Annotated in this window: 15 protein-coding genes; 12 read left to right on the forward strand and 3 right to left on the reverse strand. The window is 70.7% G+C overall.

What is annotated here, in order from left to right; translation table 11 throughout:
- The first annotated feature begins 25 nt into the window (after window positions 1-25).
- Window positions 26-811: a DUF3667 domain-containing protein gene (locus tag AC06E6_RS00810; protein ID WP_478059939.1), complete on the forward strand. Its 786-nt coding sequence runs from the start codon at window positions 26-28 to the stop codon at window positions 809-811.
- A 39-nt stretch (window positions 812-850) separates the two neighbouring features.
- Here AC06E6_RS00810 and AC06E6_RS00815 read toward each other — a convergent pair whose 3' ends face one another.
- On the reverse strand, window positions 851-2,167 hold the full coding sequence (locus AC06E6_RS00815) for an NCS2 family permease (protein ID WP_104939621.1): 1,317 nt from the start codon (window positions 2,165-2,167) through the stop codon (window positions 851-853).
- Between the two features lie 202 nt (window positions 2,168-2,369).
- Window positions 2,370-4,034: an energy-dependent translational throttle protein EttA gene (ettA, locus tag AC06E6_RS00820; RefSeq protein ID WP_104939620.1), complete on the reverse strand. Its 1,665-nt coding sequence runs from the start codon at window positions 4,032-4,034 to the stop codon at window positions 2,370-2,372.
- Between the two features lie 216 nt (window positions 4,035-4,250).
- On the opposite strand from ettA, the gene AC06E6_RS00825 reads away from it, so the two are divergent.
- The 11 genes from AC06E6_RS00825 to thiL all read left to right on the forward strand — a co-directional run bounded on the left by AC06E6_RS00825 (window position 4,251) and on the right by thiL (window position 13,894).
- Window positions 4,251-4,730, forward strand: coding sequence for an RcnB family protein (locus AC06E6_RS00825; protein WP_478059941.1), 480 nt, complete (start codon window positions 4,251-4,253; stop codon window positions 4,728-4,730).
- Between the two features lie 133 nt (window positions 4,731-4,863).
- Window positions 4,864-6,117, forward strand: a complete 1,254-nt coding sequence (gene glyA, locus AC06E6_RS00830; RefSeq protein ID WP_293765254.1) for a serine hydroxymethyltransferase — start codon at window positions 4,864-4,866, stop codon at window positions 6,115-6,117.
- A gap of 76 nt (window positions 6,118-6,193) precedes the next feature.
- On the forward strand, window positions 6,194-6,712 hold the full coding sequence (locus AC06E6_RS00835; RefSeq protein WP_478059943.1) for a hypothetical protein: 519 nt from the start codon (window positions 6,194-6,196) through the stop codon (window positions 6,710-6,712).
- 72 nt (window positions 6,713-6,784) lie between these two features.
- Window positions 6,785-7,312 carry a transcriptional regulator NrdR gene (nrdR, locus tag AC06E6_RS00840; protein WP_478059945.1) on the forward strand — a complete coding sequence of 176 codons (528 nt, stop codon included), beginning with the start codon at window positions 6,785-6,787 and terminating at the stop codon, window positions 7,310-7,312.
- Entirely contained in the window at window positions 7,309-7,827 is a 519-nt protein-coding gene (locus AC06E6_RS00845; protein ID WP_104939616.1) for a GNAT family N-acetyltransferase, read from the forward strand. The genes nrdR and AC06E6_RS00845 overlap by 4 nt, the downstream gene beginning before the upstream one ends.
- Window positions 7,820-8,914 (forward strand): bifunctional diaminohydroxyphosphoribosylaminopyrimidine deaminase/5-amino-6-(5-phosphoribosylamino)uracil reductase RibD, encoded by a 1,095-nt coding sequence (gene ribD / locus AC06E6_RS00850; RefSeq protein ID WP_478059947.1) that lies wholly within the window; start codon window positions 7,820-7,822, stop codon window positions 8,912-8,914. The genes AC06E6_RS00845 and ribD overlap by 8 nt, the downstream gene beginning before the upstream one ends.
- A 1,135-nt stretch (window positions 8,915-10,049) precedes the next feature.
- Window positions 10,050-10,682 (forward strand): riboflavin synthase, encoded by a 633-nt coding sequence (locus tag AC06E6_RS00855; RefSeq protein ID WP_478059949.1) that lies wholly within the window; start codon window positions 10,050-10,052, stop codon window positions 10,680-10,682.
- Window positions 10,679-11,779, forward strand: a complete 1,101-nt coding sequence (gene ribB / locus AC06E6_RS00860; RefSeq protein WP_293765246.1) for a 3,4-dihydroxy-2-butanone-4-phosphate synthase — start codon at window positions 10,679-10,681, stop codon at window positions 11,777-11,779. The genes AC06E6_RS00855 and ribB overlap by 4 nt, the downstream gene beginning before the upstream one ends.
- A 100-nt stretch (window positions 11,780-11,879) precedes the next feature.
- On the forward strand, window positions 11,880-12,347 hold the full coding sequence (gene ribH, locus AC06E6_RS00865) for a 6,7-dimethyl-8-ribityllumazine synthase (RefSeq protein WP_054667615.1): 468 nt from the start codon (window positions 11,880-11,882) through the stop codon (window positions 12,345-12,347).
- Window positions 12,344-12,823 (forward strand): transcription antitermination factor NusB, encoded by a 480-nt coding sequence (gene nusB, locus AC06E6_RS00870; protein WP_104939612.1) that lies wholly within the window; start codon window positions 12,344-12,346, stop codon window positions 12,821-12,823. The genes ribH and nusB overlap by 4 nt, the downstream gene beginning before the upstream one ends.
- 96 nt (window positions 12,824-12,919) lie before the next feature.
- Window positions 12,920-13,894: a thiamine-phosphate kinase gene (gene thiL, locus AC06E6_RS00875; protein WP_478059951.1), complete on the forward strand. Its 975-nt coding sequence runs from the start codon at window positions 12,920-12,922 to the stop codon at window positions 13,892-13,894.
- 118 nt (window positions 13,895-14,012) lie between these two features.
- On the opposite strand, the gene AC06E6_RS00880 is transcribed toward thiL, so the two are convergent.
- Window positions 14,013-14,306: a nuclear transport factor 2 family protein gene (locus AC06E6_RS00880; protein ID WP_478059952.1), complete on the reverse strand. Its 294-nt coding sequence runs from the start codon at window positions 14,304-14,306 to the stop codon at window positions 14,013-14,015.
- Between the last annotated feature and the right edge of the window lie 20 nt (window positions 14,307-14,326).

Genomic DNA, 14,326 nt, shown 5'->3' on the forward strand with positions numbered 1-14,326 from the left:
CCTTCCAACAGGCGCAGGCATGGGGATGCACGACAACGACCACTGCATCAACTGCGCACGCGCGGTCACCGGCCCGGAGCAGAAGTTCTGCCCCGGCTGCGGCCAGCCCACGCCGGTCCACCGCATCGACTGGCATTTCCTCGGCCACGAGCTGGAGCACAGCGTGCTGCACATGGACCGCGGCATCCTGTATTCGCTCAGGGAACTGATGCTGCGCCCGGGCAGGTTGATGCGCGACTACATCGACGGGCGCCGCGGCAACCACGTCAAGCCGCTGCTGCTGGTCATGGTGACCGCGGCGGCGGTGGTGCTGCTCAGCCGGCTGTTCGCCGGCGGCACGGTGATGGACACGGATGCGCCCGCGGGCATGGCGCAGGGGCTCGAGCCGGGTGCCGCGGCGCTGGTGGCGCGGTACGTTGCCGCGAGCAAGGCGGTCGCCGGCTGGATCGACGCGCATTTCGCCGCCTTCACGCTGGCGCTGCTGCCGATCGAAGCCTGGGTGCTGCGGCTGGTGTTCGGCCGCTATGGACGCCTGAACTATCCCGAATGGCTGGTCATCACCGCCTTGCTGACGGTGCAGGTCTTCGTGGTCTGGAGCGTGCTGATCCCGTTCGAGCGCTGGATCCCGAGTACCCAGGTATGGGTGGGGCTGGCCGGCGTCGCCTACGCGGTGTACTCGTTGCTGCAGTTCTTCGAGGGGCGCCCGGCCTGGTCGACGATATGGCGCGCCCTGCTGGGCTACGGCGTGTTCTCGGTACTGAGTTCCGTGGCCGTGGCCATGGCCATCTTCATGCTGATGCTGGCGTCGTGAGCGGCCGCCGCGCTGGCCGCGAACCGGCGGGTGCCGGTTTCACTCCAGCGCGAAGCGCAGCACGAACAGCCCCGCCACCAGCCACAACGCCGGCCGCGCCTCGCGCCAGCGGCCGGTGCCGGCCTTGAGCACGGCATAGGCGATGAAGCCGAACGCCAGGCCGTTGGCGATGGAGTAGGTGAAGGGCATGGCCAGCGCGCACAGTGCCGCCGGCACCGATTCGGTGAGGTCGCCCCATTCGACGTTGACCAGCTCGCGCAGCATCAGCCCGGCCACGAACAGCAGCGCCGGCGCGGTCGCATAGGCCGGCACCATGCCCGCCAGCGGCGAGAACAGCAGCGCGGCCAGGAACAGCGCCGCCACCACCAGCGCGGTCAACCCGGTGCGGCCACCGGCCTGCACCCCGGAGGCGCTCTCGGCGAAGGCGGTGGTGGAACTGGTGCCCAGCAGCGAACCGGCGACGATCGCGCTGCTGTCGGCCAGCAGCGCGCGGCCGAAGCGCTTCCTGCCATCGGCCAGGTCGAGCAGGCCGGCGCGGCCAACCACGCCGTACAGCGTGCCGGTGGCGTCGAACACCTCCACCAGCACGAACACCAGCACCACCTGCAGCAGCACCGCCAGCGGCGCGCCGCCGTCGTGGTGCAGCAGCCCGGGCAGGTCCAGCTGCAGGAAGGTCGGCGCCAGGCTCGGCGGCAGCGATACCAGGCCCTGGTACTGCACGTCGCCGGCCAGCCAGCCGGCGGCGGTGACCGCGAGGATGCCGATCAGGATGGCGCCGCGCACGCGCCGCGCCTCGAGCACGGCGATCAGCAGGAAGCCGCCCAGCGCCAGCAGCGGCGGCACGGTGTTCAGCGGGCCCAGCGCCAGCATGGTGTCCTGGTTGGCGACGATCACGTTGGACTTCTGCAGCGCGATGATCGCCAGGAACAGGCCGATGCCGGCGACGATGGACGCGCGCAGCGAGGCGGGGATACCGGCCACCAGCCACGCGCGGATGCCGCTCAGCGACAGCACCAGGAACACCAGCCCGGAAATGAACACCGCCGCCAGCGCCTGCTGCCACGGCAGCCCGGCCGCGCCGACCACGGTGAAGGCGAAGAACGCGTTGAGGCCCATGCCCGGCGCCATGCCGACCGGGAAGTTGGCCGCCAGCGCCATCACCGTCGAGCCGATCGCCGCGGCCAGGCAGGTGGCCACGAACACCGCGCCCGGGTCCATGCCGGTGGTGCCGAGGATGTCGGGGTTGACGAACACGATGTAGGACATCGTCAGGAAGGTGGTCAGCCCGGCCAGCACTTCGGTGCGGACGTCGGTGCCGTGCTGGCGGAGCTTGAACAGGCGGTCGAGGAGGCGCATGGGGGAATCCGGGCTGCCGGGTGGGGGAGGACGCGCTGCCCTTGGGGTGAAGGGGGCAGCGCCGGGGGCGGTCGCCACGACATCCTGCGGTCGCGGCCATGACGGGGGCGTCGCCACGCGCCGTGCCGGCCGGCACCCACGTCCGGGCGGGGCGGGGGCTGGAAAGCGGACGGCCGCATCGCTGCGGCCGTCCGGGTGCTGCTTACTTCAGTGCCTTGAACCGCAGGCGCTTGGGACCGGCGTCGTCGCCGAGGCGGCGCTTCTTGTCCTCTTCGTACTCGCGGTAGTTGCCCTGGAAGAACTCCACGTGCGAATCGCCCTCGAAGGCGATGATGTGGGTGGCGATGCGGTCCAGGAACCAGCGGTCGTGCGAAATGACGAACGTGTTGCCCGGGAACTCCAGCAGCGCGTCTTCCAGCGCGCGCAGGGTTTCGATGTCCAGGTCGTTGGACGGTTCGTCGAGCAGCAGCACGTTGCCACCCTGCAGCAGGGTCTTGGCCATGTGCAGGCGGCCGCGTTCACCACCGGACAGCGAGCCGACCATCTTCTGCTGGTCCTGGCCCTTGAAGTTGAAGCGGCCGATGTAGGCGCGCGACTGGATCTCGACGCCGTTGATGTTGAGGATGTCCAGCCCGCCGGAGATCTCCTGGAAGACGGTGTGGTTGCCTTCCAGCTTCTCGCGGCTCTGGTCCACGTAGGACAGCTGCACCGTCGGGCCGATCACGATCTCGCCCGAATCCGGCTTCTCCTGCCCGGTGATCATCTTGAACAGGGTCGACTTGCCGGCGCCGTTGGGGCCGATGATGCCGACGATGGCGCCCGGCGGGATGATCATCGACAGGTTGTCGATCAGCAGGCGGTCGCCGAACTTCTTGGAGACGTTCCTGAACTCCATCACCGAGTTGCCCAGGCGCTCGCCCGGCGGAATGAAGATCTCGTTGGTCTCGTTGCGCTTCTGGTAGTCGACCGACTGCAGCTCTTCCAGGCGGGCCAGGCGCGCCTTGCCCTTGGAGCGGCCACCCTTGGCGTTCTGCCGCGACCACTCCAGTTCCTTGGCGATCGCCTTCTGGCGGGCCTTTTCCTGGTTCTCTTCCTGCTTGAGCCGCTCTTCCTTCTGCTCCAGCCACTGGGTGTAGTTGCCCTTCCACGGGATGCCGCGGCCGCGGTCCAGTTCCAGGATCCACTCGGCGGCGTTGTCCAGGAAGTAGCGGTCATGGGTGACGGCCACCACGGTGCCGGTGTAGCGGTGCAGGAACTGCTCCAGCCACTCCACCGACTCGGCGTCCAGGTGGTTGGTCGGTTCGTCGAGCAGCAGCATGTCCGGCTTCTGCAGCAGCAGCCGGCACAGCGCGACGCGGCGTTTCTCGCCGCCGGACAGCTTGCCGATCACCGCGTCCCACGGCGGCAGCCGCAGCGCATCGGCGGCCACGTCCAGCTGCTGTTCGACGGTGTGCGCGTCACCGGCGGCGAGGATCGCCTCCAGGCGCTCCTGCTCCTTGGCCAGCGCGTCGAAATCGGCGCCTTCCTCGGCGTAGGCCGCATACACGGCTTCCAGTGCGGCCTGCGCCTGCAGCACGTCGCCCACGCCTTCTTCCACGGCCTGGCGCACGGTGTGCTCCGGGTTCAGCTCCGGCTCCTGGGCCAGGTAACCGACCTTGATGCCGGGCTGCGGGCGGGCCTCGCCCTCGAAATCGGTGTCCACGCCGGCCATGATCTTGAGCACGGTGGACTTGCCGGCGCCGTTCAGGCCCAACAGGCCGATCTTGGCGCCCGGGAAGAACGACAGCGAGATGTCCTTGATGATCTGCCGCTTGGGCGGGACCACCTTGCTGACGCGGTTCATGGTGTAGATGTATTGCGAGGACATGACGTCTCCGTAGCGCACGCCCGCGCCCGGTCCGCAAGGCGGACGAGCCCGAGGCAAAAGGGAATGGGCGATTATAGCGGGAAGCCGCCCCGCACCGGCGGCCGCGGCACGGCTGGCCGGACCATGAATGGCGGTATCGGTAACCGTTTCCAGCCGGAAACCGTTCAGATCGCGTGAGCATGATGGAATGCGTCCATCAACACCGCGAGGGCCACCATGAAGATGCACCGACTTGCAGTCGCCGCGATGACCACCCTGCTGGCCTTCGGCGCCACGGCCCCGGCCTTCGCCGCCGGCGACCGCGACCGCGACCACGATCGCGGCCGCCACGGCTGGGACGACCGCGGCCGCGGCCACGGTCATGACCGCCGCGAGTGGCGCGAGGACCGCCGCGACTGGCGTGACGACCGCCGCCACTACAACGCCGGCTACCGCGAGGGCTACCGCGACGCCCGCCACAACGACCGCCGCTACTACGCCCCGCCGCCGCGCGTGGTCTACCGCCCCTACGGGTTCGAGCGCGGCTACCGCTACAACAACTACTACGGCGGCCCGGTCTACGTGGTCAACGACTACGACCGTTACCACCTGCGCCGGCCGCCGCACGGCCACCGCTGGATCCGCGACGACCGCGGCAACCTGCTGATGGTGGCCATCGCCACCGGCATCATCGCCGACATCGTGTTCAACCACTGAGGCGGCGGTCGCGTGACGGCAGGGTGCCCCCGGGGCGCCCTTGCTTTTCGGGCGCGGCGCGGGCGGCGGCCGGTGCGGGGCCGGGGAAGCGCTACAATCGGCGCTCTCCCCGCCCACCCTCCCAGGAGCCGAGATGTTCCCGCGTGACGCCCGTATCGAGTCCTACGACCCCGAGTTGGCCAAGGCCATCGCCGCCGAGTGCCAGCGCCAGGAAGACCATGTCGAGCTGATCGCCAGCGAGAACTACGCCAGCCCGATGGTGATGGAAGCCCAGGGCAGCCAGCTGACCAACAAGTACGCCGAGGGTTACCCGGGCAAGCGTTACTACGGCGGCTGCGAGTACGTGGACATCGCCGAGAAGCTGGCCATCGACCGGCTCAAGCAGCTGTTCGGCGCCGACTACGCCAACGTGCAGCCGCACAGCGGCTCGCAGGCCAACCAGGCCGTGTACTTCGCGCTGCTGCAGCCGGGCGACACCATCCTCGGCATGAGCCTGGCCCATGGCGGCCACCTGACCCACGGCGCCAAGGTCAACGCCTCGGGCAAGCTGTTCAACGCCGTCCAGTACGGGGTGAACGAGCAGGGCCTGATCGACTACGACGAAGTCGAGCGGCTGGCGCTGGAACACAAGCCGAAGATGGTCGTGGCCGGGTTCTCGGCCTATTCGCAGATCGTCGACTGGGCGCGCTTCCGCGCCATCGCCGACAAGGTCGGCGCCTACCTGTTCGTGGACATGGCGCACGTGGCCGGCCTGGTCGCCGCCGGCGTCTACCCGAACCCGATCGAGCACGCCCACGTGGTCACTTCGACCACCCACAAGACCCTGCGCGGCCCGCGCGGGGGCATCATCATCGCCAAGGGCGCCGGCGAGGAGATCGAGAAGAAGCTGCAGTCGATCGTGTTCCCGGGCATCCAGGGCGGCCCGCTGATGCACGTCATCGCGGCCAAGGCGGTGGCCTTCAAGGAAGCATTGGAGCCGGCGTTCAAGGCCTACCAGCAGCAGGTGGTGAAGAACGCCCAGGCGATGGCCGAAACGCTGATTTCGCGCGGCTACAAGATCGTCTCCGGCGGCACCCAGAACCACCTGATGCTGGTGGACATGATCGGCAAGGACGTGTCCGGCAAGGACGCGGAAGCGGCGCTGGGCAAGGCCCACATCACCGTCAACAAGAATTCGGTGCCGAACGACCCGCGTTCGCCGTTCGTCACATCGGGCCTGCGCCTGGGTACCCCGGCCATCACCACCCGCGGCTACAAGGAGCCGGACTGCGTGGCACTGGCCAACTGGATCGCCGACGTGCTGGACAACCCGAACGACGACAACGTCATCGCCGGCGTGCGCGAGAACGTGACCCTGCAGTGCAGGCAGTTCCCGGTCTACGGCTGACAGGGGACAGGGAGGACACCCCATGGCACGCTCCCGCCATGGGGTCTTCGGCAAGCTGGCCGTTCCAGGAGGAAGAATGAAGCGAGTGCTGTGTGGTGGTCTTGCCCTGTTGTTCTGCATGGTGTCGCTGCAGGTGTGCGCGGAGGAGGCCGAGCTGACATCGCGGCGGGATCATTCGCTCAATGCCAACCGCGATCTTCCGATCACCTGCAAGCAGGGTGATCTGGAGCGCGTGCCGGGCAGGACCCTGGGCCAGGTGTTCGGTGATGCCTGGCCTGTGCAGCCCGAACCGGCCTCTCCGCAGGCGCATGAGGCGGCGCGGGTGCTCGCCGTCCAGTCCAATCCGGCGCTGACCCGTGGGTTGCCGCCGCAACCTGGGCTGGTAGTCACCGCGGTGCTGGTGGACAGCACGGGAAAAGCGCTGGATGTGGTGCCGGTCTGCGCGACCGACGAAGGCTATGACGTCGTCACCAAGCGCCTGCTGATGCGCGCCAGATACCGGCCGGCGACGGTGAATGCGCAGCCGATCACCAGTGTGGCGATGGTGGTTTCCCGCTACCGGAACGCGATGTTTCAGGGTAACGGCGAGCGTTGACGCATCGGACGCTGCGCCCGGATCGCGGGTAACCTGTGTTCGCGTCCTGATCCTCTCCACTGGTTCCAGCCCATGCACTGTCCCTTCTGCCAGCACACCGATACCCGCGTGATCGACTCGCGCGTTTCCGAGGATGGGGCGACCATCCGCCGCCGGCGCGGCTGCGAAGCCTGCGGCGAGCGCTTTTCCACGCTGGAGACCATCGAGCTGAAGCTGCCGGTCATCGTCAAGAGCGATGGCGGGCGCGAGGCGTTCGATGCGCGCAAGCTGCGGGTCGGCTTCGACCGCGCGCTGCAGAAGCGGCCGGTGGCGGAGGAGCGGATCGAGGCGGCGGTGCGCGCGGTGGTGCACCAGCTGCGCATGAGCGGCGAGCGCGAGGTACCGTCGATCCGCGTCGGTGAGTTCGTGATGGACGAACTGCGCAAGCTCGACCATGTCGGCTACGTGCGCTTCGCCTCGGTCTACCGCAGCTTCGAGGACGTGGCCGACTTCCGCGACGAGATCGAGAAGCTCGAGCGCGACCACCCGGCCGGCGACGAGCAGCTGTCGCTGCTGGACGTCGCCACCGCCGCACGCCGCGAGCGCAAGGCATCGCGCTGACGCCGGTGCGCATCGTCGGTCTGCAGGCGCGGCCCGGGTGGCTGCCGGCGTTGGCGCGGGCGCATGTGCAGGCCTTCGGCACGCTGCTGCCGGCGTGGACCGTCGAACAGGCCGAGGCCGAGCTGCGCATGCAGCGCGACGACACCATTCCCTGTACCTGGGTGGCCGAGGACGACGCCGGCTGGCTGGGCTCGGTGAGCCTGCTGCATGACGACCACGAGCAGATCCGTGGCTGGTCGCCGTGGCTGGCGTCGCTGTACGTGCGGCCCGATGCGCGTGGCCGCGGCGTTGGCGCGCGGCTGGTCCGGCACTGCGTGGCGCAGGCCGCGCAGCTGGGCGTGCCGCGCCTGTATCTTTACTGCGAGGCGGCGATGGTGCCGTGGTACCACGCACTGGGCTGGGCACCACATACCCGGCTGCAGCTCGGGCCACTGGCGGTCACCGTGATGCGGATCGATCCGGCGCCGCCCCGAGGCGGTACGCCACCTGTTTCCGATGAGGTTTCCCATGCATGAGTTCACCGCCACCGATCACCAGATGATGGCGCGCGCGCTGCGCCTGGCCGAACGCGGGGCATGGACCACCCGGCCCAATCCGATGGTCGGCTGCGTCATCGCCCACGGCGACGCGGTCGTCGGCGAGGGCTTCCACCAGCGTGCCGGCGGCCCGCATGCCGAGGTGTTCGCGCTGCGCGCGGCCGGCGCGCGCGCGCGCGGCGCCACCGCCTACGTCACCCTGGAGCCGTGTGCGCACTACGGGCGCACGCCGCCGTGCGCCCTGGCGCTGATCGAGGCGGGCGTGGCGCGGGTGGTCGCGGCGATGGGCGATCCGTTCCCGGATGTCGATGGCGGCGGCTTCGCGCTGTTGCGCCAGGCCGGGATCGAGGTGGCGGTCGGGTTGATGGCCGGGCAGGCGCGCGCGTTGAACCGTGGCTTCCTGTCGCGCATCGAGCGCGCCCGGCCACTGGTGCGGGTGAAGCTGGCCGCCAGCCTGGACGGGCGCACCGCCATGGCCGGCGGCGAATCCAAGTGGATCACCGGCGAGGCGGCACGCGCCGACGTGCAGCGCTGGCGTGCGCGTGCCGGGGCGATCCTGACCGGCGCGGCGACGGTGCTGGCCGACGACCCGGCGCTGACCGCGCGCCCGGAGGCCGGCGAGTTCCTGCCGCCGCTGCGGGTGGTGCTCGACGCGCGGCTGCGCACGCTGGCCTGCGCGCGGGTACGTGACGGCGGCGCGCCCACGCTGTACCTGCACGATCCGGCGTTGCCGGCGCCGGCGCTGCAGGGCGCCGAGTTCGCCGCCGCGCCGTTGCTGGCCGACGGCCGCTTCGACCTGGCCGCGGTCATGGCGCTGCTGGCCGCGCGCGGCATCAACGAGGCCCACGTCGAAGCCGGCCCGACCCTGTGCGGGGCGTTGCTGCGCGCGGGCCTGGTCGACGAGCTGCTGCTGTACCTGGCGCCGTTGCTGATGGGCGAGGGCGCGCGTCCGTTGCTGGCCGGGCTGGGCATCGACACGATGGCGCAGGCACGGCCGCTGCAGGTGGGCGACCTGCGCATGGTCGGCAAGGACCTGCGCCTGCTGCTGCACCCCGCCACCCCGTAGGTGCGGGGCTCGCCCCGCACGCTCCCGCCACGGTTCGCGGAAAGCCGTGCCGGGCAAGCCCGGCACCTACGGAGGTGGGCAGCCGCCGCAACGTGCAGGAGCGCACGTGCGGGGCAGGGCGTGCGGTCGCTGGAGGTAGGTGCGGGGCTCGCCCCGCACAGGGTTGGCAAGGACCTGCGGCTGCACCCCGCCATCCCGTAGGTGCGGGGCTCGCCCCGCACGCTCCCGCCACGGTTCGCTAAAAGCCGTGCCGGGCAAGCCCGGCACCTACGGAGATGCGATGCCGCCGCAACGTGCAGGAGTGCATGTGCGGGCGAGGATGTGCGGCCGCTGGAGGTAGGTGCGGAGCCCGCCCCGCACAGGGTCGGCAAGGACCTGCCGCTGCACCCCGCCACCCCGTAGGTGCGGGGCTCGCCCCGCACGCTCCCGCCACGATTCGCGGAAAGCCGTGCCGGGCAAGCCCGGCACCTACGGAGGCGCGCTGTCGCCGCGAGGTGCAGGAGCGCACGTGCGGGCGAAAGTGCGCGGCCGCTGGAGGTAGGTGCGGAGCCCGCCCCGCACAGGGTCGGCAAGGACCTGCTGCTGCACCCCGCCATCCCGTAGGTGCGGGGCTCGCCCCGCACGCTCCCGCCACGGTTCGCGGAAAGCCGTGCCGGGCAAGCCCGGCACCTACGGGGGTGCGCTGCCGCTGCAACACTGCCATCCATCTGCCGGACAGGTCCGCTGCGGGCGGGCTGGTACAATGCGCCGGCCGGTTCGCCGGCAACCACGAACGTCTTCAGGGCGGGGTGTAATTCCCCACCGGCGGTAGGTGCGCGGTTCCCCGAGGGGAGCGCGCACGAGCCCGCGAGCGCCGAGGCCGGCACGCGAGTCCGCTCGCGGGAATCCGCACCATGCGGGTTCCAGCGGCCGAGGGTCAGCAGATCCGGTCCGATGCCGGAGCCGACGGTTGGCGATGCCGCGAATGCGGTGCCGCCTAGAGTCCGGATGAAAGAAGACGGCCCGCGCGCGGCCCCGCCGTGCGTGTGCCTGTATGCCTTGCGGCGTTTTTCGCTCTCCAACCGCGGGAAACGTTCATGAAAACCCTCTCCATCCTCCATCCGCTCTCCCGGCCGCTGGCCATGGGGGTGCGCTGATGTTCACCGGCATCATCGAAGGCGTCGGCCGCCTGGCCGCGCATGAGCCCGTCGGCGGCGACGTCCGCTTTACCTTCGAGGTCGGCAGCCTGCCGTTCGAGCAGGTGCGGCTGGGCGAGAGCATCGCGGTCAACGGCGTGTGCCTGACCGTGATCGCATTCGACGCCAACTCGTTCCAGGCCGATGCCTCCACCGAGACCCTGGGCCTGACCACGCTCGGCCGGCTCGCGGTCGGCGCGGCGTTGAACCTGGAGCGCGCCATGCGCCCGAGCGACCGCCTCGGCGGCCACCTGGTCAGCGGCCACGTCGATGGCATCGGTACGGTACTGTCGATCCATGACGACGCCCGCGCGCAGCGCTGGCGCTTCGCCGCGCCCGCACCCCTGCTGAAATACATCGCGAAGAAGGGCTCGATCTGCGTCGATGGCGTCAGCCTCACCGTCAACGAGGCCGACGACGCCGGTTTCGAGGTGGCGCTGATTCCGCACACCGTCGCCCATACCCGTTTCGCCCACACCGGCGTCGGTGACGTCGTCAATCTGGAAATCGACCTGGTAGCGCGCTATGTGGAAAAACTGATCGGAATGCCGGCCGACGGCCGGCATCCGCAAGGCCAGGGAGCCAGCGCATGAACTTCGCCCCCGTCCCCGAACTGCTGGAAGAGATCCGCGCCGGCCGCATGGTGGTGATCGTCGACGACGAGGACCGCGAGAACGAAGGCGACCTGATCATGGCCGCCGAGCTGGTCAAGCCGTCGGACATCAATTTCATGGTCACCCACGGCCGTGGCCTGGTGTGCCTGCCGCTGACCCGCGAGCGCGCCGGCCAGCTCGGGCTGGCGCCGATGGTGCGCGCCAACACCGCGCAGTTCCAGACCAACTTCACGGTCAGCATCGAGGCCGCCGAGGGCGTGACCACCGGCATCTCCGCCGCCGACCGCGCCCACACCATCCGCACCGCGGTCAGGCCCGATGCGCGGCCGTCGGACCTGCACCAGCCCGGCCACATCTTCCCGCTGATCGCCCAGCCCGGCGGCGTGCTGACCCGCGCCGGCCACACCGAGGCCGGGGTCGACCTGGCGATGCTGGCCGGGCTGGAGCCGGCCGGCGTGCTGGTGGAAATCCTCAACCCCGACGGCACCATGGCGCGGCGCCCCGAGCTGGAGGTGTTCGCGCGCGAGCACGGGCTGAAGATGGGCTCGATCGCCGACCTGATCGCCTACCGCCTGGCCACCGAGCACACCGTCGAACGCGTGGACGCGCGCGAGATCGACACCGAGTTCGGCGCCTTCACCCTGGTCACCTACCGCGACCGCATCGCCCACGACCTGCATTTCGCGCTGGTCAAGGGCCAGCCGCACAAGGACACCCCGACCCTGGTGCGGGTGCAGGTCGAGAACCCGCTGGCCGATCTGCTGCACTGGCGCCGCGACGATTTCGGCGTGGCCGCCACCGACGCGCTGCGCGCCATCGCCGGCGAAGGCCACGGGGTGATGGTGGTGCTGTCGGCGCCGCGCGATTCCGACGCGCTGCTGGCGCGCCTGCGGCGCGAGCCGGAAGTGCGCCCGGCCGGCAAGGACAAGGATGTGGGCCAGTGGCGTCGCAACGGTGCCGGCGCGCAGATCCTGGCCGACCTGGGCCTGGGCAAGCTGCGCGTGCTCGGTACCCCGCGCCGGCAGATCGGCCTGGCCGGGTATGGCCTGGAGATCGTCGAGACCCTGCAGCCCTGAGCGCCGCGGGGCGGCCTGGTCCCGCCCCGCGGCCGTCGTGTGCGGGGCACGCCCCGCACCTACACGGTAAACTGACCCACCTTTTGCATCGCACCGCCCCATGAGCCACTACGAAGGCGACCTCCGCCCGGCCGGATCGGCCCGTTTCGTCATCATCGCCAGCCGCTGGAACGCGCGCATCACCGACGTGCTGGTGGCCGGCGCGCGGCAGAGCCTGGCCGGCAACGGCATCGGCGAGGACGCCATCGACGTGGTACGCGTGCCCGGCGCCTGGGAGATCCCGCTGGTCGCCACCCGCCTGGCCGCCGCCGGCCGGCATGCGGCCATCATCACCCTGGGCTGCGTGATCCGCGGCGACACCCGCCACTACGAGCACGTGGCCGACCGCTGCGCCGAGGGCCTGATGCGCGCGCAGCTGGATTTCGGCGTGCCGGTACTCAATGGCGTGCTGGCGGTCGAACGGGTGGAGGATGCCGAGGCCCGCGCCGGCGGCAGCCACGGCAACAAGGGCGAAGAAGCCGCACTGGCGGCGTTGGAAATGGTCAATCTTCTGGAGCAGCTGCCATGAGCAACAAGAACCACGGCAAGCCTGCCGGCAAGCCCTTCCGCCGCGACGGCGTCGACCCGGTGCTGCGTTCGCGCGCGCGCCGGCGTGCGCTGCAGGCGATCTACGCGTGGCAGATCTCCGGCGGCAACGCCGAGTCGCTGCTGGCCCAGTTCGCCCACGAGCAGGCGCATGAAGTGGCCGACCTGGCCTACTTCGAGAACCTGCTGCGCGGGGTGCTCGACCACCGCCGCGAGCTGGACGAGGCGCTGGCGCCGTTCGTGGACCGCCCGGTCGAAGAGGTCGACGCGATCGAACGCGCGGTGCTGCGCGTGGCCGCCTACGAGCTGCGCCACCGCGTCGACGTGCCGTACCGGGTGGTGATCAACGAGGCCATCGAGACCGCCAAGCGTTTCGGCTCCGAGCATGGCCACACCTACGTCAATGGCGTGCTCGACCGCGCCGCCGTGGAATGGCGCAAGGTCGAATCGGGCCAGTAACGCCGCTGCCGGTGCGCGGGTGCGCCGGCCGCTTCCAGCACGACGCCGGGGCCGGCCGCAGCGGCGCCGGCGTTTTCGTTCCAGGAATGCCTGCCCATGAGCCTTGACGAGTTCGCCCTGATCGAACGCATCGCGCGCCGCACCCGGGCGCGCGCCGACATCGTGCTGGGCATCGGCGACGACGCGGCGCTGCTGCAGCCGGCGTCGGGGCAGCAGCTGGCGGTCACCGCCGACACCCTCAATGCCGGCGTGCACTTCCCGGCCGAGAGCGCGCCGGCCGACATCGGCTGGAAGGCGCTGGCGACCAATCTGTCCGACCTGGCGGCGATGGGCGCCACGCCGGCCTGGTGCACGTTGTCGCTGTCCCTGCCGCAGGCCGAGGGCGACTGGCTGGATGCCTTCGCCGATGGGCTGTTCGCACTGGCCGATGCCAGCGGCATCGCCGTGGTCGGCGGCGACACCACGCGCGGGCCGTTGTCGATCTCGATCACCGCGATTGGGCAGTTGCCGGCCGCGCAGGCACTGCGCCGTGACGGTGCGCGGGTGGGCGACGACATCTGGATCAGCGGCCACCCGGGCGACGCCGCCGGCGCGCTGCGGCTGTGGCAGCAGGGCCGGCTGGACGTGCGCGTCGCCGCGGCCGACGCCGATTGCGAACGCCTGCGCCAGCGGCTGCAGCGGCCGATGCCGCGGCTGCCGCTGGGGCTGGCGCTGCGTGGACTGGCGCATGCGGCGGCCGACGTCTCCGATGGCCTGCTCGCCGACCTCGGCCACATCGCCTCGCGCAGCGGCGTGGCCGCGGTGGTGCAGGCCGACGCACTGCCATTGTCGTCCGCCCTGTGCGACGCGCTGGGGACCGATGACGCGCGCGACTGCGCGCTGCGCGGCGGCGACGACTACGAACTGTGCTTCACCGCCGCGCCGGAACGGCGCCAGGCGCTGCATGCGCTGTCATCGACGCTGGCGCTGCCGTTGACGCGCATCGGCGTGATCGCCGGGGGGCGCGGCGTCCGCTGCGAGGGCGATGCCGGCGGCGAGCGTGCCGCGGGCTATCGCCATTTCACGGCGTAGGTCGCGCGCCGCGCCGGCACGTGCGCAGCGGTGCTGCTCGGCGCGCACGGGTCGGGGTGTGCCGGGCGGGCAGGTGCCATGGCTCTGGATCAGCCGCCCGCCTGAAACGTGCGGCACCTCATTCACTCGAACGCCTTGCAGGTGCAGGCGATGACCCGGGCATCGACGCCGGCGGATACCGCATCGGCCTGGACGCATAGGGCGGGATGCGCACCAGCCCTGTGTTCCAGCAGGCGCGGATGGCCGCCTTGCCGCGCCGCATGCGGCCGGTTTCCGGGAGTAATTGGCGACCGCAGGGCGCGGTGAACACCGCTTCTTCGTGGACCCGCGCCTGCCAGGCGTCGACGTCGTGGGCGTTGCATGCCGCGGCCCGGCGCGCGGCGGACTGCGGGGGGCGATGTCCAGGGTCCATTGCCCCGCGTAGTGGTGGCG

This window comes from Stenotrophomonas sp. Steno-Z10-HUANG, from assembly GCF_056393075.1.